Raw genomic sequence first — 18,900 nt, forward strand, 5'->3', positions numbered from 1 at the left:
CCAGCAGGTCGATGACCTCGTACAACAGTAAAAGGGCGTGATCGAAGCTAACGGCGGCAAAGCCGGGCGCATCGAACACTGTGGTCTTAAGTCCCTCACCTACCGCATCAAGAAGAACCGCACGGCTCACTACGCCCTGATGGACATCGATGCACCGCCAGCTGCCGTCCAAGAAATGGAACGCCAGATGCGCATCAGCGAAGATGTGTTGCGTTACATGACCCTTGCTGTCGAAAAGCACGAAGAAGGCCCGTCTGCCATGATGCAGAAGCGCGACCGCGACGACCGCGGCCCGCGTGACGGCGCCCGTGGCCCGCGCGAAGGCGGTTTCGACCGTGGCCCGCGCCCGCCGCGCGAAGGTGGCTTCGGCGACCGTGAAGACCGTCCGCGCCGTCCGCGCGAAGACCGCGTATAAGGAGATTTGAGATATGTCTGAAGCTTCCTCCGCTCCGGTCCGCCGCCCGTTCCACCGCCGCCGCAAGACCTGCCCGTTCTCGGGCGCGAATGCTCCGCGGATCGACTACAAGGACGTCCGTCTTCTGCAGCGTTACATTTCCGAGCGCGGCAAGATCGTTCCGTCCCGCATCACGGCTGTTTCGCAGAAGAAGCAGCGCGAACTCGCCCAGGCGATCAAGCGCGCCCGCTTCCTCGGCCTGCTGCCGTACGTCGTAGCTTAATTTGCTATCGCGGCCCTCTGGTCCCAAACCAGGGGGTCGCATCCCTTCCGCGGTGGGCGCGGATCGGAATCCTGAAAACCCATGTTGAGGCGGGTTTTTCTGAATTTGATTCAGGATACATCCTCTAACTGCTTGATGAAGCAGGACAGCGACGTGACCAAAATGAACTTCAAGAGGCTGCTGACCGGCGCGCTCGCCGGATTGACCGCCGCGCTCCTCGCGCTCGGCGCGAGCGCCCAGTTGTCGTTCAGCGCCCTGCTCTACGCCGCTTCCGCCCTGCCCATCCTTCTCGTGGGCCTCGGCTGGGGCAATGCCGCGGCAATCTCTGCCGTTTTCACCGCTGCCGCCTTCGGTGCTGCGGCCGGCTCTCCGACTTTCGCGCTGATGATGACGCTGGTGACGCTGATTCCCGCCGGCTGGATCAGCCACCTGGCAAACCTTGCGCGCCCCGCCGCCGAGCTCGGCGGCCCGGAACACCTGACGGCCTGGTATCCGCTCTCCGACATCCTGCTGCATCTCTGCGGCCTGGTGACGCTCGCCGTCATCGTGACCGGCTACATGATCGGCTATGGCCCGGAACTTATCGGCCAGATGGTCGATGCACTTTTCGGTTCCTTTGCGCAGCAACAGCCGGATTTCACATTCAATGACACGGCCACCGCGCAGACCAAGTCGCTGCTGCTCCTGATGCTGCCCGCCATTCAGGGCGCGATGTGGGTGCTGATGCTGTTTGCGGCCTACTATATCGCGGCACGCATCGTGAATGCGTCCGGCCGCGCGCTTCGCCCGCGCGAGGACATTCCGTCCGCGCTGCGCATGAACCGCAACGCGATCTTCGTCTTCCTCGCTGGTCTTGCCGCCACCTTCTTCGGCGGCGTTCCGGCGATGATCGGAGCAACTGTCGTCGGCACCTTTGGCGCCGGCTTCCTGCTTTCCGGCTTCGCCGCGCTGCATTTCCGCACGCGCGGCAAGGACTGGCGCCTGCCGGCGCTCGTCCTCTGCTACCTGGCATCGATCGTTCTGATGCTGCCAGCGTTTTTCATTCTTGTCGTCGGTCTGTCCGATACGCGCAAGGCGATTGCCCTGACCCCGAACAAGAATGCCGATGCCCCTCAATCCACAGACAAGAAAACCTAGAGACACGAAAGGAAAACAAAGATGGAAGTCATTCTTCTCGAGCGCATCTCCAAGCTCGGCCAGATGGGCGAAACCGTCAAGGTTCGCGACGGCTTTGCACGCAACTACCTCCTGCCGCTCGGCAAGGCACTGCGCGCCAACGCCGCCAACAAGGCCCGTTTCGAATCCGAACGCGCAACGCTCGAAGCCCGCAACCTCGAGCGCAAGTCGGAGGCCCAGAAGGTCGCCGACGTCCTTAACGGCAAGTCCTTCATCGTCGTTCGCTCTGCCGGTGAAACCGGCCAGCTCTACGGCTCGGTTGCTGCCCGCGACGTCGTTGAAATCCTGGCCGCCGAAGGCTTCAACATCGGCCGCAACCAGGTTCACCTGAACACGCCGATCAAGGCGATCGGTATCCACAAGGTCGAACTGCAGCTTCACGCCGAAGTCGAAATCCACGTCAATCTCAACGTTGCCCGCTCCGCCGACGAAGCCGAGCGACAGGCAAAGGGCGAGACGCTCACCTCCGTCGACGCGATCTACGGCGTTGATGAAGACGCCCTTCGTGCGGAAGACTTCTTCGATCCGGATGCCGACGGCAACGCCGAAGACGAAGCATAAGCTTCGCACGTTTACTTCACAAAGCAGAAGCCCGGCTCCAGGCCGGGCTTCTTGCGTTTGTCAATTGGCCGCGGTTGTCATTGCCCGCGAACTGCGAGCAGGTTTGCCTGCATGGCGCGGATGACGCTCAGCGTCGTCCTCAAGTCACTTTCGGAAATGCCGGCGACGACCCGGGCGCGCACGTCTGCGGCAAGATCCTCGACCTCGCCGGCGACGGCCCTTCCCGCATCCGTCATGTAGATCTCCTTGGCGCGGCGATCGGAACCGGCGACACGGCGTTCAAGGAAGCCTTGCGCCTCCATCGCGTCCAGGATCCGGACCAGCGTCGGCGTTTCGAGTTCCAGCCGTTCGGCCAGTTCTCGCTGATTGATGCCGTCCTTCTTGTTGAGCGTAAAAAAGACTCGCGCGCGCGGCAGTGTCATGTTTCTCTCACGCACTAGGGAATCGAACGTCGCTCTCAATTTTCGGGTAAACGCAGCGATGTCCTCAATGAGTTCCCGCCTGAGAAGCATATTCCCCATAGATTCCCCATTATTTAGTTAGCGCACTAATTATATTTCCTCTGTCTAATCGACTTCAGAGGTCTTTTCAAGTGCCACGCTCAAGGCATTCAGGCTAAAATGTTCTCGGTTGGAATGAGTCGCGGTTTTTATGCCGTGTCCTCAAGGTGACATCGGCAATATTTTCTCCCTGGCGGCCATCAGCGCTGTGGAGAAGTCGAACAATGTGCAAAGCGTTGCGGATTTCACGACAGGCCCAAGGCTGTTGCTGAGCTGCACTTGCATTTGCCTTGGCGAGCCTTCAAATCCGGGAACGGAAAAGACAGAACGGATCAAGATGAACGACGCCGCGCGAAAGATTGCCGCCGTTGCTCCAGCAGAGCAGCACTACCGCGAAGCACCCAACAACATCGAAGCCGAGCAGGCGCTTCTGGGTGCCATCCTCATGAACAACGACGCCTATTACCGGGTGTCCGACTTCCTAAAGCCGATCCATCTCTATGAACCGCTCCACCGCAAGATTTTCGAGGTCGCGGGCGACATCATCCGTATGGGCAAGATCGCCAATCCGGTGACGATCAAGACCTTCCTGAAGGCCGACGAGAAGGTCGGCGACATGACGGTCTCCGAATATCTCGCGCGCCTTGCCCGCGAAGCCGTGACAATCATCAACGCCGAGGACTACGGGCGCGCGATCTACGATCTGGCGCTGCGCCGGGCGCTGATCACCATCGGCGAGGACATGGTCAACATCGCCTATGACGCACCGCTCGACATGCCGCCGCAGACGCAGATCGAAGATACCGAACGCCGCCTCTTCGAGCTTGCCGAAAACGGCCGCTATGACGGCGGCTTCCAGGCCTTCAACGACGCCGTGGCGCTGGCGATCGACATGGCGGCAGTCGCCAAGGAGCGCGACGGCGGCCTCTCGGGCATTTCGACCGGCATCCATTCGCTCGATTCGAAGATGGGCGGACTGCAGCGCTCCGACTTGATTATCCTTGCCGGACGCCCGGGCATGGGCAAGACCTCGCTTGCAACCAATATCGCCTACAATATCGCCGCCGCCTATGAGGGCGAAGTCCAATCCGACGGCAGCATGAAGGCGAAGAACGGTGGCGTCGTCGGCTTCTACTCGCTCGAAATGTCGTCGGAACAGCTCGCCACCCGCATCATCTCCGAGCAGACGGAAGTCTCCTCCTCGAAAATCCGCCGCGGCGACATCAACGACGCGGACTTCGAAAAACTCGTCGCCTGCTCGATGATGATGCAGAAGGTGCCGCTTTACATCGACCAGACCGGCGGCATCTCCATCGCCCAGCTTGCCGCCCGCGCCCGGCGGCTCAAGCGCCAGCGCGGCCTCGACGTGCTGGTTGTCGACTACGTGCAGCTGATGACCGGCTCGGGTAAGTCGAACGAGAACCGCGTCCAGGAAATCACCCAGATCACCACCGGCCTGAAAGCCCTCGGCAAGGAACTGAACGTTCCGATCATCGCGCTCTCACAGCTTTCGCGTCAGGTCGAAAGCCGCGACGACAAGCGCCCGCAGCTCTCCGACCTGCGTGAATCGGGCTCGATCGAGCAGGACGCCGACGTCGTGCTCTTCGTGTTCCGCGAGGAATATTACGTCAAGAACATGGAACCCCGCGATCCGGCCGATCCGAAATATGCGGAGTGGGAAGGGCTGTTCGACAAGGTGAAGGGCACGGCGGACGTCATCATCGCTAAGCAGCGTCACGGCCCGACCGGCACAGTAAAACTTGCCTTCCAGGCGGAGTTCACGCGCTTTGCCGACCTCGCCGACCCGTCCTTCATCCAGTACGAGGAACACTGAGCCGTTCCGGTTTCCTGCTGCAGTGCGGCCGTGGACTTCCTATTGACCAAATTGACCTTTAGACTGGCCGGAGACTCATCTCCGGCCATTTTTTTATGTGGATTCATGACTGAAATTTCCGCCGCCTCCGAAGAAGACAGGTTTGCTTCCGCCGGCATGCGGCTGATTGTCGACCTGACTGCGCTGACGGAAAACTGGCGGGACATGGCACGGCGCTCCAAAAGGGCGCGCGCATCCGCGGTGGTGAAGGCCGACGCCTATGGCATGGGCATCGAGGACGCTGGGGAAGCGCTCTACATCGCGGGCGCCCGCGACTTCTTCGTCGCAACGGTCGATGAAGGCGTGACGCTGCGCCTCTACGCGCCCGATGCGCGCATCTTCGTGCTCGCCGGCATCTGGCCAGGCACTGAACGACGCTTCTTTGAAAACGACCTCGTGCCGGTCATCTCCTCCGAGGAGCAGCTCGCCTTTTGGATGGCGGTGCTATCGGAGTATGGCGATTACCCTTGCGCGCTGCATGTCGATACCGGCTTCAACCGGCTCGGCCTTCATATCGACGAAGCGCTTGCGCTGGCTGATGACGTCTCCCGCCCGGCCAGCTTCGCCCCGGTTCTGGTCATGAGCCATCTCGCCTGCGGCGACGATCCTTCATCGCAGATGAACAAGCAGCAGCTCGAATCATTCCGCAAGGTTAGCGCCGCATATGAAGGTATCGAATCAAGCCTCGCAGCATCCGGCGGCATCTTTCTCGGCGAGGATTATCATTTCGACCTGACGCGCCCCGGCATTGCCATCTACGGCGGCGAAGCGGTGAGCGGCATGGCGAACCCCATGCGGCCGGTTGCGACCGCGCAGGCCCGCGTGATCCAGGTCCGCACCGTGCGCGCTGGCGAATCCGTGAGTTACGGCCGGACGCTGAGGCTTGACCGCGATAGCCGCCTCGCCGTCGTTTCCGCCGGTTATGCCGACGGCTACATGCGCAGCCAGTCGAGCGGCGGCATCCCGCTTCGCCAAGCCGTGCCGCAGGGCGGCCAAGGCCTCTTTGAGGGCTACACCGTGCCGGTCGCCGGGCGCATCACCATGGACCTTTCCATCTTCGATGTGACCGACCTACCGGAAAACCTCATTCGTGCCGGCGATTACATCGAGCTCTTCGGCAGGAACATCCCCGTTGACGATGCGGCACGGGCGGCAGGCACGATCGGCTACGAGATGCTGGCAGGCGTCGGGTTGCGGTATGAGCGAAAATACGTCAGCGAAGAATGAGGTCCGGCTCAGCGGCTTGTCAAAGCGAGCCGCACGCCGAGGGCAACGAACAGCGTGCCAAGCCCGCGATCGAGCCAGAGGCCGACCCTCCTGTTGCGTTTGATCAGATCGGCAAGCCGCCCTCCAGCCAGGATCAGCGGCGGCTCTATGAAGGCGGCCACGACGATAATCAGCCCACCGTGCACGCAAAGCTGTAGCCAGGCAGGCCCGGCGCCTTCGACGACGAACTGCGGCAGGAAGGCGAGAAAGAAGATCGCAACCTTCGGGTTGAGCAGCGAAACGAGCACGCCTTGCCGGTAGATCCGTCCTGAGCCCGGCCTTTCGCCTGTCGCCTTGACGAAGCCGCCTTCGCCGCTCGACCGCAGGGCCTGGATGCCGAGCCAGACGAGATAGATCGCGCCGATCCACTTCACTGCCGAGAAGGCAACGGCAGAGGCGGCAAGTACCGCCGAAAGGCCGAAGGCTGCGAGAAGCGCGTGCAGGCATGCGCCGGTCCAGATGCCGAAGACAGCCGAAAAGCCGGCACGCGTACCGCTCTTGATCGTATGGCCGAGGATAAAAGCCATATCCGGACCCGGCGACAGGTTCAGAAGCACGGCGGCGGTGAAGAAGGCGATCCAGTGGGCGAGCGAATAATCGAGCATTGGCGATCCCTCAGATGATCCTTCCATGCTGCCACCTGGGCGCCTGATGGGAAAATCATTAGTTTTGATCGGTCCCGCAGGCCATTATCTAGGGCAAACCTGATTCGGGCGCGCCGTCGCTCATGGACGAAAGCATCATTGATGGCCAAGGCCAGGACACAATTCATCTGCCAGAGCTGCGGCACGATCCACAACCGCTGGGCGGGCAAATGCGAAAACTGCGGCGAGTGGAACACCATCGTCGAAGAAGATCCTATGGGCGGGATTGGCGGCGGACCGGCAAGGACGCCGAAGAAGGGCCGCCCGGTGACGCTGACGGCGCTTTCCGGCGAGATCGAAGAAGCGCCGCGCATCCATACCGGCATCTCGGAACTGGACCGGGCGCTCGGCGGCGGTTTCGTGCGCGGCTCGGCGGTGCTCGTCGGCGGCGATCCCGGCATTGGCAAGTCGACGCTGCTGATGCAGGCAGCGGCAGCGCTTTCGCGCCGCGGCCACAAGATCATCTACGTCTCGGGCGAAGAGGCCGTGGCGCAGGTGCGGCTGCGAGCCCAGCGCCTGCGCGCGGCCGATACTGACGTGATGCTTGCCGCGGAGACCAATGTCGAGGATATCCTCGCGACCCTCGCCGACGGCAAGCGGCCGGACCTCGTCATCATCGACTCGATCCAGACGCTCTGGAGCGAACTGGCGGAATCGGCGCCCGGAACGGTCACGCAGGTGCGCACCGGCGTGCAGTCGATGATCCGCTTCGCCAAGCAGACGGGAGCGGCCATGGTTCTCGTCGGCCACGTCACCAAGGACGGCCAGATCGCCGGTCCGCGGGTGGTGGAACACATGGTCGACGCCGTGCTCTACTTCGAAGGTGACCGCGGCCATCACTACCGCATCCTGCGCACGGTCAAGAACCGCTTCGGGCCGACCGACGAAATCGGCGTCTTCGAAATGTCCGACGGCGGCCTGCGCGAGGTCGGCAATCCATCTGAACTTTTCCTCGGCGAGCGCAATGAAAAGTCGCCGGGAGCGGCGGTCTTTGCCGGCATGGAGGGAACGCGCCCGATCCTCGTCGAAGTGCAGGCGCTGGTAGCGCCGACATCGCTCGGAACGCCGCGCCGCGCCGTGGTCGGCTGGGATTCCGCCAGACTTTCGATGATCCTTGCGGTGCTCGAGGCCCATTGCGGCGTTCGGCTCGGCCAGCATGACGTCTATTTGAATGTCGCCGGCGGCTATCGTATCAGCGAGCCGGCGGCTGATCTCGCCGTCGCATCCGCATTGGTTTCCTCGCTTGCCGGTATTGCTCTCCCGGCTGATTGCGTCTATTTCGGCGAAGTCAGCCTGTCGGGGGCCGTCCGTCCGGTTGCGCAAACCCCTCAGCGCCTCAAAGAAGCCGAGAAGCTGGGATTTTCTGCAGCGCTGCTTCCGTCAGCATCCGTCGATTTGCCGAAGGGTTCGGGCGGACGCTGGAGCGAGATCGACAGCCTGCCGGATCTGGTCGTGCGCATTGCCGGATCCAAAGGTGCGCTACGACGTGTGGAAGACGAGGTTTGATCCTTTCATTGCCATGAACGGTGATGATATAGGATTCACACGAATGAGGCCCGACCGAACCGTATCACCCACGCGGCGGTCCTGGAGTTGAATTTATATGCCCATCACGATTTTCGACGGTATTGTCATCGGCGTCGTCCTATTCTCCGCCGTCCTGGCGATGGTCCGCGGCTTTTCGCGCGAGGTGCTGTCAATCGCAAGCTGGGGCGGCTCGGCTGCCGCTGCCTACTACCTCTATCCGTACCTCGTGCCTTACGCGAAGAGGTACACCGATGATGACCGCATCGCGATCGTCGGCTCCGCCGCCGTCGTGTTCCTGATTGCGCTGATCGTCATCTCGTTCATCACCATGAAGATTGCCGATTTCATCATCGACAGCCGGATCGGCGCGCTCGACCGCACTTTGGGCTTCCTCTTCGGCGCGGCACGCGGCATACTGCTTCTGGTCGTGGCAGTGGCCTTCTGGAACTGGCTCGTCGATGCCGATCACCGGCCCTCTTGGGTGAACAACGCCAAGTCCAAGCCGTTCCTTGACTCGATGGTCGTAAAGCTGCAATCGGTCCTGCCTGAAGAATTCGCACAGATGGTGAAAGCCAGCGTGCTCGAGAAGGTTCAGCCGCCGGCCGAAGGCACGCAAGGCAGCAATGCACCGGCCGGCGAACAGGCCCCGGCGGATGATACAGCGCCTGCAGGTGGCGCAGCCCCGTCGGGCGGCGCGCAGCCGCAGTCGAATTGACACAGTGTTCAACAGCTTGACCTGCCGCGTGGCAATTGCCATTTGAGCGGGACGTGACATAAGGGTCCGGCCGGGCATTTGCTCTGCCGGGCCCCCGCCGTTTAAAATGCCTGAATCCGGCATCATGCTATGGAAAAGCCGATCCATTCTTGTGAGAGCAAAGGCCCGCATCAATGAACCAGTCCCATTCCTCCACGATCAACGACGAACTCGATGGAGATACACTCCACGAGGAATGCGGCGTCTTCGGCATTCTCGGCCATCCCGATGCAGCAACGCTGACGGCTCTGGGGCTTCACGCTCTCCAGCACCGTGGACAGGAAGCGGCCGGTATCGTCACCTTCGACGGCCGCCAGTTCCATACCGAAAAGCGCATGGGGCTCGTCGGCGACCACTATACCGATCCTGCAACGCTCGCGAAGCTGCCAGGCTTCATCTCCATCGGCCACACGCGCTATTCGACGACGGGCGAAGTGGCGCTCCGCAACGTCCAGCCGCTCTTTGCCGAACTGGAAGTCGGCGGCATCGCTGTCGCCCATAACGGCAACTTCACCAACGGCCTGACGCTTCGCCGTCAACTGATCGCCGACGGCGCGATCTGTCAGTCGACCTCGGATACCGAAGTCGTCCTCCACCTGATCGCCCGCTCCAAACAGGCCTCCTCCTCCGACCGCTTCATCGATGCGATCCGCCAGATGGAAGGCGGTTATTCGATGCTGGCCATGACCCGCACGAAGCTGATCGCCGCTCGCGACCCGATCGGCATCCGTCCGCTCGTCATGGGCGAGCTCGACGGCAAGCCTATCTTCTGTTCGGAGACCTGTGCGCTCGACATCATCGGCGCCAAATACATCCGTGACGTCGAAAACGGCGAAGTCGTCATCTGCGAAATCCAGCCGGACGGCTCGATCACCATCGACGCGCGCAAGCCCGAAGCGCCGAAGCCGGAGCGTCTCTGCCTCTTTGAATTTGTTTACTTCGCTCGCCCTGATTCCGTCGTCGGCGGCCGCAGCATCTATGTCGCCCGCAAGAACATGGGCATCAATCTCGCCAAGGAAGCCCCGGTCGATGCCGATGTCGTCGTGCCGGTTCCGGACGGCGGTACGCCGGCAGCGCTCGGTTACGCTCAGCAGAGCGGCATTCCTTTCGAATACGGCATCATCCGCAACCACTATGTCGGCCGTACCTTCATCGAGCCGACACAGCAGATCCGCGCCTTCGGCGTCAAACTGAAGCATTCGGCCAACCGGGCGATGATCCAAGGCAAGCGCGTCGTCCTCGTCGACGATTCGATCGTGCGCGGCACCACATCGCTGAAGATCGTCCAGATGATCCGCGACGCAGGCGCGAAGGAAGTCCATATCCGCGTCGCAAGCCCGATGATCTATTTCCCGGACTTCTACGGCATCGATACGCCGGACGCCGACAAGCTGCTTGCCAACCAGTACAACAGCCTGAAGGCGATGTGCGATTACATCGGCGCGGATTCGCTCGAATTCCTCTCGATCGACGGGCTTTATCGTGCGGTCGGCGGGGAAGATCGCAACAACGACAATCCGCAGTTCACCGACCACTATTTCACCGGCGACTACCCGACACGCCTGCTCGACAAGGAAAGCACGAGCAACGTGCGCAAGCTCGCCGTGATGGCCAGCAACGGCTAAGGGACTTCAAACCTGAATGAACGCCGGCGCCTCCTCTTCCCCTCATCAGGGTGGGATGCGTTTGCGCGCAACCGACACGGACGACACGATCATGACCATCGACCTCAAAGACCGCATCGCACTCGTCACCGGTGCATCGCGGGGCATCGGCTACTTCACGGCGCTGGAACTGGCAAAGGCCGGAGCCCACGTGATCGCCTGCGCCCGCACGGTCGGCGGCCTCGAGGAGCTTGACGACGCGATCAAGGCTGCCGGCGGCAGCGCCACACTCGTGCCCTTCGATCTTGCGGATATGAACGCCATCGATGCGCTCGGCGCCTCGATTTTCGAGCGCTGGGGCAAGCTCGACATCCTCGTTGCCAATGCCGGCGTGCTCGGCGTCATCTCGCCGATCGGCCATATCGAGGCAAAGACCTTCGAGAAAGTGATGAACATCAACGTCACGGCCACCTGGCGGCTGATCCGCTCCGTCGATCCGCTGCTTGCGCGCTCGCACGCCGGCCGCGCCGTGATCATCTCGTCGGCTGCCGCTCACAAATGCCGGCCTTTCTGGGGGCCCTACTCCGCGTCGAAAGCCGCGGTCGAGGCGCTCGCGCGCACCTGGGCCGGCGAGAGCCGGTCGACGGCTCTTCGCATCACCAGCGTCGATCCCGGCGCCACCCGCACCGCCATGCGCGCCCAGGCCGTGCCCGGCGAAAATCCCGCGACGCTGCCGCATCCTTCCGAAGTCGCCAAGGCGATCCTGCCGCTCGTCGGCCCGGATGTAACCGAGACAGGCAAGCTCTTCATCGTCCGCGAAAACAGGCTTGTAGATTACCGGCTGCCGGAATAAGGGCTACCGGCCGGCTGTTTCAGCAAACAGCGCCGCAAGCCCCGTTTCCGTGGGGCAGAGCGCGTTGAGGTCAACCGGCCCCTCGATGCCATCGATTTTGCCGTTGTCGGCAAACTGCCATATCGACCAGCGGCCGCATTTTTCCTGCTCTGGTTCTTTGAATAGGCTGCGCAGCCAGAGATAATGATCCGGGAAGCTGGATTCGTTGCCTTTCAGATATCGGTCGAAGAATTCCTGCGTGACGTAGAATATCGGCTTTTCCGGATATGCGCTCTTGATCTCGGCCAGGAAGGCGTTGACCTCGGCGGTCAGCTGCTCGACCGTCGGAACTTTGTCGCAGTTGCCGACAAATGCGAGATCGATCGCGATGGGCAGCGTGCCCTGCTCTTTGGGAACAGTCGCCATTACGTTTTGCGCCTGCTCACGGCCCGGACGGCAAAAGGTGAAGAAGTGATATGCCCCGCGCACGATGCCGGCCTCTTTTGCGGCCTGCCAGTTCCGGGCAAATCGTCTGTCCTTATGATCCCCGCCCTCTGTCGCCTTCATGATGGCGAAGCGGACATTCAGTTGAGCGGCGAGCTTCTTCCAGTCGATGTCGCCTTGATGGTGGCTAACGTCGATGCCCTGGATCGGATAGTCCTTGATGGACGGATGATTGAAGCGGACCATGCCGAAATCGTAAGCCAAATAAGAAGCGGATGCGACCGCTAGAATCGCCGCACCGACGACGGCTCGTTGAACAGCTTTCTTCACTGATGCTCTCTCGCTCCACCGCTTCCGCCTTTGGCAGCAAAGGCTTGCGCCGGAAAGATGGCGAATTATTCGCCATCCCAGCCCTGCACTTGCCGCACCACTTGACCAAACATCGTTCCCGCGCCATAAAACCCGCCATGAAAACGGTTACCTGCATTATCTGCCGGAAGATTATTCGCTAGCGCGCTCGCTGGCCTGGCCGTTTTCGTCTCCCAAATACCCAAAGATGAGAAACGCCCCGGCCCGCCGGCCGCGGCATTTTTCGGATCATTGCATTTTGGGAGAATAGACATGGCCGGCCAGCCGGAACAGAAGAAGCCGGAAATCAAGCTATACAATACGCTGACGCGCGAAGAGACGGTCTTCAAGCCCATCGATCCGCTCAACGTCCGCATGTACGTCTGCGGCCCGACGGTTTATGACTACGCCCATATCGGCAATGCGCGGCCCGCCATCATTTTCGACGTGCTGTTCCGGCTGCTCAGGCACGTCTATGGCGCCGAGCACGTCACCTATGCGCGCAATATCACCGACGTCGACGACAAGATCAACCTGCGGGCTCTGCGCGACCACCCCGGCTTGCCGCTGAACGAGGCGATCCGCCTGGTCACCGAAAAAACCGAGACGCAGTATCTCGAAGATGCCACGGCTCTCGGCTGCCTTGATCCGACCATCCAGCCGCGCGCGACCGAAAACATCGCGCAGATGATCGAGATCATCGAAAAGCTGATTGCCAAGGGCCACGCCTATCAGGCGGAGGGCGAAGTGCTGTTCGACACGAAATCCATGGCGGATTACGGCGCGCTTTCGAAGCGCAATCTCGATGAGCAACAGGCCGGCGCGCGCGTCGCCGTCGATGCGCACAAGAAGAACCCCGGCGACTTCGTTCTCTGGAAGCTTTCGAGCCATAACGAGCCCGGCTGGGAAAGCCCCTGGGGCCGCGGCCGTCCGGGCTGGCATATCGAATGCTCGGCGATGAGCCAGCGCTATCTCGGCGAGGTCTTCGATATTCACGGCGGCGGGTTGGACCTGATCTTCCCGCACCACGAAAACGAGATCGCCCAATCCCGTTGCGCCCACGGCACGGATGCGATGTCGAATGTCTGGATGCACAACGGCTTCCTGCAGGTCGAGGGCCGCAAGATGTCGAAATCCGAGGGCAACTTCGTCACCATCTACGAGCTGCTGCACACCGAAAAATTCGGCGGTCGGAAGTGGCCGGGCGAAGTTTTGCGGCTTGCGATGCTGATGACGCATTACCGCGAGCCGATCGATTTTTCGATCAAGCGGCTAGAAGAGGCCGAACGCCTGCTGGCGAAGTGGCCAGCGGCGGATGCCGGCGACGCGTCGCCGGACGAGGCAGTACTGAACGCGCTTGCCGACGACCTGAACACCGTCGCCGCCGTTCAGGCGCTTCATGCTCTGGCGCAGTCCGGCAACGCCGCCGCCTTCGCGGCGAGCGCTGCCCTTCTCGGCGTGGAACCGAAGGAAACGGAAGTGGATGAGGCGGTCGCCGGCGAGATCGACAGGCGGGTGCGCGCCCGCCTTGAACTCTTGAAGGCAAAAAACTTCACTGAGGCCGACAAGATCCGCGAGACGCTGCTTGCCGAGGGCATCCAGCTCAAAGACGGCAAAGATGCCGTCACTGGCGAGCGCGTGACGACCTGGGAGGTGAAGCGGTGAGTTCAGCCCTATCGAAAAATGCCTCTCCCCAACCGCTCCCCAGAAACGGGAGGGGCTACTGCGCCATGCCGCTTCGCAACAACACCCCTGTCGAGCATGCAGCAGCCGACGAGATTGTCGCTGAGAATGCCCGCGGCGGCGCGAACCAGACCTTCGCCGTGTGGGGAGGGATTTTTTCACCCATGCCAAACGGGAGGAAGTGTCGATGACTGTCTACACCGGCGGCTGCCAGTGCGGTGCGATCCGATTCCGGGTGGAAGGCGAGCTTTCGCATTCGTCGATCTGCCATTGCCGCATGTGCCAGAAAGCGTTCGGCGGCTATTATGCGCCGCTGGTTTCCGTGCGCGGGGCTGATTTCGAGTGGACGCGCGGCGAGCGGAAGACATTCCGTTCCTCCAATTTTGCCGAGCGCGGCTTCTGCGGCGATTGCGGCACACCGCTGACCTATGAGGCGCCGGATGGGATGGCGATTGCAGCGGGCGCGTTCGATGATCCGGCTCTTCTGCCGCCGACGATCCAGTATGGCATCGAAGGCAAGCTGCCGTTCACGGACAAACTGCATGAGCTTCCCGGCATACGGACGGAGGACGACGTCGAGACGGCCGCATTCATCAGTGAGATCGTCTCCAATCAGCATCCAGATCACGACACGACAGAATGGCCGGAGGAGCGCAAGTGACGGCGGGGAAAAGCCATAGCGGCGGATGCCAATGCGGCGCAGTGCGCTATCGCGCGGCGGGCGAACTCGGCTATCCGCATATCTGCCATTGCCGCATGTGCCAGAAGGCGGCGGGCAACTATTTCCTGCCGCTCGGAGCGGTGATGCGAACGGATTTTGCGTTGACGCGCGGAAAACCGAAGTGGTTTCGCTCTTCCGATCTCGTGCACCGCGGCTTCTGCGGCGATTGCGGCACGCCACTCTTTTACGACATACCTCGTGCCGAGTCCGTCAACATTACGCTCGGCTCGCTGGACGATCCCGATGCGGTCAGGCCGGTGATGCAATCGAATACCGGTCGCAAGATGAGCTTTTTTCACGCGCTGGACACCCTGCCGGTAGAGCCCGCCGCCGGGAGCACCGAGCGCGAAGACGCGATCGCAGCCAGCAATCATCAGCATCCCGATCACGATACGAACCACTGGCCATCCGGAGTACAGACATGAGCGAACCCATCAGAACAGGCGGGTGCCAATGCGGCGCGATACGCTTTCGTATCAGCGGCAAGCTGGGGCGTCCGTCTATCTGCCATTGCCGCATGTGCCAGAAGCAGTTCGGCGGCTTCTTTTCGGCGCTCATTACTGCGCCGGAAGAGGGCGTGGAGTGGACGCGCGGCGAGCCGAGCTATTTCCGGTCCTCGGTCAATATCGACCGTGGTTTCTGCAGCAGTTGCGGCACGCCGATGACCTACCGGCATCCCGGCGGGCTGGAGCTTGCGATCGGCACCTTCGACGACCGCAGCGATCTCGCGCCGCAGATCCAAGTGAATTACGACTCGCGTCTGCCCTGGGTCGAAACGATCTTCGACACACCGGTTCACCGGGACCCCGATTACTATGCCCGGCAGGAGCAGATCATCTCCTTCCAGCATCCCGACCACGATACCGAGGTATGGCCGGCGAAAGGCTTGAAGATATGACCGAAGTGCTGCGTACCCTCTATCCAGAAATCGAACCCTATGCTTCGGGCCATCTCGATGTCGGCGACGGCCATGTGATCTACTGGGAACGCTGCGGAACGCCGGGCACCAAACCCGCCGTTTTCCTGCACGGCGGCCCAGGCGGCGGCATTTCGCCCGTGCATCGCCGCCTCTTCGACCCGGCGCTCTACGACGTGACGCTGTTCGACCAGCGCGGCTGCGGTAAATCCACGCCGCATGCGGACCTGAACGCCAACACGACGTGGCATCTCGTTGCCGACATCGAGCGCCTGCGCGATATGGCTGGGGCCGAGAAATGGCAGATCTTCGGCGGCTCCTGGGGATCGACGCTGGCGCTTGCCTATGCCGAAAAGCATCCCGAGCGGGTCTCCGAACTCATCGTGCGCGGCATTTATACGCTCACGAAAGCGGAACTCGACTGGTACTATCAGTTCGGCGCTTCGGAAATGTTCCCCGACAAGTGGGAACGCTTCATTGCTCCCATTCCGCCCGAAGAGCGGCACGAGATGATGCAGGCCTATCACCGCCGCCTGACGAGCGACGACAAGGCAATCGCGCTTAAAGCCGCGCATGCTTGGAGCATCTGGGAAGGCGAGACGATCACGCTGCTGCCCGAGCCGTCGACCAGCGGCAAGTTCGAGGAGGCCGCGTTCGCCTATGCCTTCGCCCGCATCGAGAACCATTTCTTCGTCAATGCCGGCTGGCTGGAAGAAGGCCAACTGATCCGCGAGGCGCACAAGCTCAAGGATATTGCGGGCGTCATCGTGCATGGTCGCTACGACATGCCCTGCCCCGCCCGCTTCGCCTGGGCGCTGCACAAGGCCTGGCCGAAGGCCGAATTCCACCTGATCGAAGGTGCGGGCCATGCATTTTCCGAACCCGGCATCCTGGATCAGCTGATCCGGGCAACCGACAAGTTTGCGGGGAAATAAGGGCACGTGATGCGCGTCGTGGATATCCCCCTCTGCCGTGGCGGGCATCTCCCTCACAAGAGAGGAGATCGGCTGTCCGCACCCACTCGTGCAACCATCGATGCAGTGGGCGAGAGCTGCCGCATTTTCCCAATCTCCCCCCTTGTGGGGGAGATGTCGGCTCTGCCGGCAGAGGGGGGTGAGGCGCACGGGATAACATCAAATGCTTCGGAGGCACCTCGGTGACCAGAGAGAAAATCTACCTCTTCGACACGACGCTCCGCGACGGGCAGCAGACGCCCGGGATAGACTTCTCGGTCGAGGACAAGATTGCGATTGCGACCATGCTGGACGAGTTCGGCCTCGATTATATCGAGGGCGGATATCCAGGCGCGAATCCGACGGACACCGCCTTCTTCGCAGAGAGGCGCACCAGCCAGGCAGCATTCGTCGCCTTCGGCATGACGAAGCGGCCGGGCGTTTCAGCCTCCAACGATCCGGGCCTCGCAGCGCTGTTGCAGGCAAAGAGCGACGCGATCTGTTTCGTCGCAAAGAGCTGGGACTATCACGTCGAGGTCGCGCTCGCATGCACCAACGAGGAAAACCTCGCATGCATCGGCGAGAGCGTGAAGTCGGCCGTCGCCGCCGGCAAGGAGGTGATCGTCGATTGCGAGCATTTCTTCGATGGATACAAGGCCAATCCCGCCTATGCGCTCGCCTGCGCGAAGACCGCGCATGAAGCGGGTGCTCGCTGGGTCGTGCTCTGCGACACCAATGGCGGCGCGCAACCGCCCGAGATCCACGCCATCGTCGAGGCGGTGATTGCCGCAGGCGTTCCCGGTCGCTGTCTCGGCATCCATGCGCATAATGATACGGGCCAGGCAGTCGCCAATTCGCTTGCCGCCGTCGAGGCAGGCGTGCGCCAGATCCAAGGGACGCTCAACGGCATCGGCGAGCGTTGCGGCAATGCCAACCTGGTGACGCTGATCCCGACGCTGGCCCTGAAGGACACCTACAGCACCCGCTTCGAAACCACCATCGATGCGGAGCGGCTGGTGAACCTTACCGGCCTTTCCCATGCCTTCGACGAGCTTCTGAACCGCTCGCCAGATCATCAACTGCCCTATGTCGGCGCTTCGGCCTTCGCCACCAAGGCGGGCATCCATGCCTCCGCTCTGCTCAAGGATCCGCGCACCTACGAGCATGTGCCGCCGGAAAGCGTCGGCAATTACCGCAAGGTCATGGTTTCCGACCAGGGCGGCAAGGCGAACTTCATCAATGCTCTGAAACGCCGGGGCATCGAAGTCGCCAAGGACGATCCGAAGCTCGACCGGCTGATTTCCATCGTCAAGGAGCGCGAAGCTTCCGGCTACGCCTATGAGGGAGCGGATGCGAGCTTCGAGCTCTTGGCCCGCCGCACGCTTGGCACCATCCCGGAATTCTTTTCGATCGAAGGCTTCCGCGTGATGGTCGAGCGCCGCTTCGACTCGCACGGGCGGGTGAAGATCGTCTCGGAAGCCGTCGTGAAGATGGTGATCGACGGCCACACAATCATGTCGGTGGCGGAAGGCGACGGCCCGGTCAACGCGCTCGACCTGGCGCTGCGCAAGGATTTCGGCAATTATCAGCACGAAATAGACGACCTGGTTCTCGCCGACTTCAAGGTGCGTATCCTCAATGGCGGCACCGAAGCCATCACGCGCGTGCTGATCGAATCCACCGACAGCGACGGCCTTCGCTGGTGGACGGTGGGCGTGTCGGAAAACATCATCGACGCCTCGTTCCAGGCGCTGATGGATTCGGTGATCTACAAACTGATGAAGAACCGTCAGCTGGCGGGCAAGATCGCGGCGGAGTGAAGATCACGGCTCCTCGAAACAAAGCCCCCAGTCCTCCTCGCCGTAGCACTCTACGCCTTGGGCCGCAGTCCGCCAGCGGAAACTGCGAACCTGGAACAGCCGGCGGCTGCGGAAGGCTTCCGCCAGACCCTCGTGGCGACCGGCGGGCGGCGGTTCTTGACCCTCCGCCCAGACGAAGGAGACCGGCTGAATGAAGCGGGCGCCAAAACCTCTGGCGCGCCGGTCTATCAGCAGGAAGCCTGCCGAACGGGTGAAGCCGCTCGCCCTGCCATTTTCGACCGCCGGGATCCCGAGCGGAAACAACAGCCGCCCACTGACGCCCAGGTTTTCGATCCAGGCGGCAGGCGGATGGTCGAGAGCGAAATTGGCGTATACGACGTCGGCGTCTTCCTTCGGCCAATCGGCCGCATCGCCCTGCACTACCTCGACATTGGGATAACCGGAAAGGTTTTCCCGCGCCTTTTCGGCCAGCGCTTCGTCGTATTCGACGGCGACGACCTTGCCAGAGGAGCCGACGAGTCCGGCAATGATCGCAGTGTAGTAGCCGGTCCCGGCACCCAGATGGGCAACCGTCTCGCCCTCCCGAATTCCAAGCGTATTC

20 protein-coding genes and 1 pseudogene are annotated in these 18,900 nt (G+C 61.9%); 16 read left to right on the forward strand and 5 right to left on the reverse strand.

The genetic code is table 11. The annotated features are described in order from the left end of the window. The 4 genes and pseudogenes from rpsF to rplI form a co-directional block, all read left to right on the forward strand. A pseudogene (rpsF, locus tag C9413_RS10705) lies at nucleotides 1-415 on the forward strand (30S ribosomal protein S6); the annotation flags it as partial. Nucleotides 416-428: 13 nt separating this feature from the next. Continuing rightward, on the forward strand, nucleotides 429-677 hold the full coding sequence (gene rpsR, locus C9413_RS10710; RefSeq protein ID WP_004680498.1) for a 30S ribosomal protein S18: 249 nt from the start codon (nucleotides 429-431) through the stop codon (nucleotides 675-677). 153 nt (nucleotides 678-830) lie between these two features. Beyond that, nucleotides 831-1,814: a DUF2232 domain-containing protein gene (locus C9413_RS10715; protein ID WP_039846700.1), complete on the forward strand. Its 984-nt coding sequence runs from the start codon at nucleotides 831-833 to the stop codon at nucleotides 1,812-1,814. Nucleotides 1,815-1,835: 21 nt separating this feature from the next. Next, a complete protein-coding gene (gene rplI / locus C9413_RS10720) occupies nucleotides 1,836-2,414 on the forward strand; it encodes a 50S ribosomal protein L9 (protein WP_039844450.1) in 579 nt (192 codons plus the stop codon). Nucleotides 2,415-2,491: 77 nt separating this feature from the next. Here rplI and C9413_RS10725 read toward each other — a convergent pair whose 3' ends face one another. Next, complete coding sequence (locus tag C9413_RS10725; protein ID WP_039844449.1) at nucleotides 2,492-2,935, reverse strand: MarR family transcriptional regulator; 444 nt, start codon at nucleotides 2,933-2,935, stop codon at nucleotides 2,492-2,494. Nucleotides 2,936-3,251: 316 nt separating this feature from the next. Here C9413_RS10725 and C9413_RS10730 point away from each other — a divergent pair, with 316 nt between their 5' ends. Further along, nucleotides 3,252-4,748, forward strand: a complete 1,497-nt coding sequence (locus C9413_RS10730) for a replicative DNA helicase (RefSeq protein WP_039846699.1) — start codon at nucleotides 3,252-3,254, stop codon at nucleotides 4,746-4,748. Between the two features lie 105 nt (nucleotides 4,749-4,853). Then, nucleotides 4,854-6,014: an alanine racemase gene (gene alr, locus C9413_RS10735; protein ID WP_170250442.1), complete on the forward strand. Its 1,161-nt coding sequence runs from the start codon at nucleotides 4,854-4,856 to the stop codon at nucleotides 6,012-6,014. 8 nt (nucleotides 6,015-6,022) lie between these two features. Here the strand turns inward: alr and C9413_RS10740 are convergent, their stop codons facing one another. Then, nucleotides 6,023-6,658, reverse strand: coding sequence for a LysE family translocator (locus C9413_RS10740; protein WP_039844447.1), 636 nt, complete (start codon nucleotides 6,656-6,658; stop codon nucleotides 6,023-6,025). 141 nt (nucleotides 6,659-6,799) lie between these two features. On the opposite strand from C9413_RS10740, the gene radA reads away from it, so the two are divergent. The 4 genes from radA to C9413_RS10760 all read left to right on the forward strand — a co-directional run bounded on the left by radA (nucleotide 6,800) and on the right by C9413_RS10760 (nucleotide 11,435). Further along, entirely contained in the window at nucleotides 6,800-8,203 is a 1,404-nt protein-coding gene (gene radA / locus C9413_RS10745; RefSeq protein ID WP_039844446.1) for a DNA repair protein RadA, read from the forward strand. Between the two features lie 97 nt (nucleotides 8,204-8,300). Next, nucleotides 8,301-8,939, forward strand: coding sequence for a CvpA family protein (locus tag C9413_RS10750; protein WP_039844445.1), 639 nt, complete (start codon nucleotides 8,301-8,303; stop codon nucleotides 8,937-8,939). A gap of 173 nt (nucleotides 8,940-9,112) precedes the next feature. Further along, nucleotides 9,113-10,603 carry an amidophosphoribosyltransferase gene (gene purF / locus C9413_RS10755; RefSeq protein ID WP_039844444.1) on the forward strand — a complete coding sequence of 497 codons (1,491 nt, stop codon included), beginning with the start codon at nucleotides 9,113-9,115 and terminating at the stop codon, nucleotides 10,601-10,603. Nucleotides 10,604-10,694: 91 nt separating this feature from the next. Beyond that, nucleotides 10,695-11,435, forward strand: a complete 741-nt coding sequence (locus tag C9413_RS10760; protein ID WP_039846698.1) for an SDR family NAD(P)-dependent oxidoreductase — start codon at nucleotides 10,695-10,697, stop codon at nucleotides 11,433-11,435. Nucleotides 11,436-11,438: 3 nt separating this feature from the next. Here C9413_RS10760 and C9413_RS10765 read toward each other — a convergent pair whose 3' ends face one another. Both C9413_RS10765 and C9413_RS10770 read right to left on the reverse strand, forming a co-directional pair. Next, nucleotides 11,439-12,188 carry a GH25 family lysozyme gene (locus tag C9413_RS10765; RefSeq protein WP_348648771.1) on the reverse strand — a complete coding sequence of 250 codons (750 nt, stop codon included), beginning with the start codon at nucleotides 12,186-12,188 and terminating at the stop codon, nucleotides 11,439-11,441. 65 nt (nucleotides 12,189-12,253) lie between these two features. After that, nucleotides 12,254-12,481 (reverse strand): hypothetical protein, encoded by a 228-nt coding sequence (locus C9413_RS10770; RefSeq protein WP_133939424.1) that lies wholly within the window; start codon nucleotides 12,479-12,481, stop codon nucleotides 12,254-12,256. On the opposite strand from C9413_RS10770, the gene cysS reads away from it, so the two are divergent. From cysS to cimA, 6 genes are all read left to right on the forward strand, one after another. Next, nucleotides 12,480-13,871, forward strand: coding sequence for a cysteine--tRNA ligase (gene cysS, locus C9413_RS10775; protein ID WP_039844442.1), 1,392 nt, complete (start codon nucleotides 12,480-12,482; stop codon nucleotides 13,869-13,871). The genes C9413_RS10770 and cysS overlap by 2 nt on opposite strands. A gap of 205 nt (nucleotides 13,872-14,076) precedes the next feature. Beyond that, the gene (locus C9413_RS10780; protein ID WP_039844441.1) at nucleotides 14,077-14,550 is read left to right on the forward strand and encodes a GFA family protein; all 474 of its coding nucleotides are present in this window, start codon (nucleotides 14,077-14,079) and stop codon (nucleotides 14,548-14,550) included. After that, nucleotides 14,529-15,035: a GFA family protein gene (locus C9413_RS10785; RefSeq protein WP_052451496.1), complete on the forward strand. Its 507-nt coding sequence runs from the start codon at nucleotides 14,529-14,531 to the stop codon at nucleotides 15,033-15,035. Before C9413_RS10780 ends, C9413_RS10785 begins: the two co-directional genes overlap by 22 nt. Beyond that, complete coding sequence (locus tag C9413_RS10790) at nucleotides 15,032-15,508, forward strand: GFA family protein (protein ID WP_039844439.1); 477 nt, start codon at nucleotides 15,032-15,034, stop codon at nucleotides 15,506-15,508. The genes C9413_RS10785 and C9413_RS10790 overlap by 4 nt, the downstream gene beginning before the upstream one ends. Continuing rightward, the gene (gene pip, locus C9413_RS10795) at nucleotides 15,505-16,461 is read left to right on the forward strand and encodes a prolyl aminopeptidase (RefSeq protein ID WP_039846697.1); all 957 of its coding nucleotides are present in this window, start codon (nucleotides 15,505-15,507) and stop codon (nucleotides 16,459-16,461) included. Before C9413_RS10790 ends, pip begins: the two co-directional genes overlap by 4 nt. Before the next feature lie 221 nt (nucleotides 16,462-16,682). Continuing rightward, nucleotides 16,683-18,299: a citramalate synthase gene (cimA, locus tag C9413_RS10800; RefSeq protein ID WP_039844438.1), complete on the forward strand. Its 1,617-nt coding sequence runs from the start codon at nucleotides 16,683-16,685 to the stop codon at nucleotides 18,297-18,299. A gap of 3 nt (nucleotides 18,300-18,302) precedes the next feature. Here the strand turns inward: cimA and C9413_RS10805 are convergent. Further along, on the reverse strand, nucleotides 18,303-18,900 hold a 598-nt coding region (locus C9413_RS10805; protein ID WP_170250443.1), incomplete at its 5' end, for a methyltransferase domain-containing protein.

Source organism: Rhizobium sp. SEMIA 4085 (assembly GCF_013004495.1).
Taxonomy (GTDB): domain Bacteria; phylum Pseudomonadota; class Alphaproteobacteria; order Rhizobiales; family Rhizobiaceae; genus Rhizobium; species Rhizobium gallicum.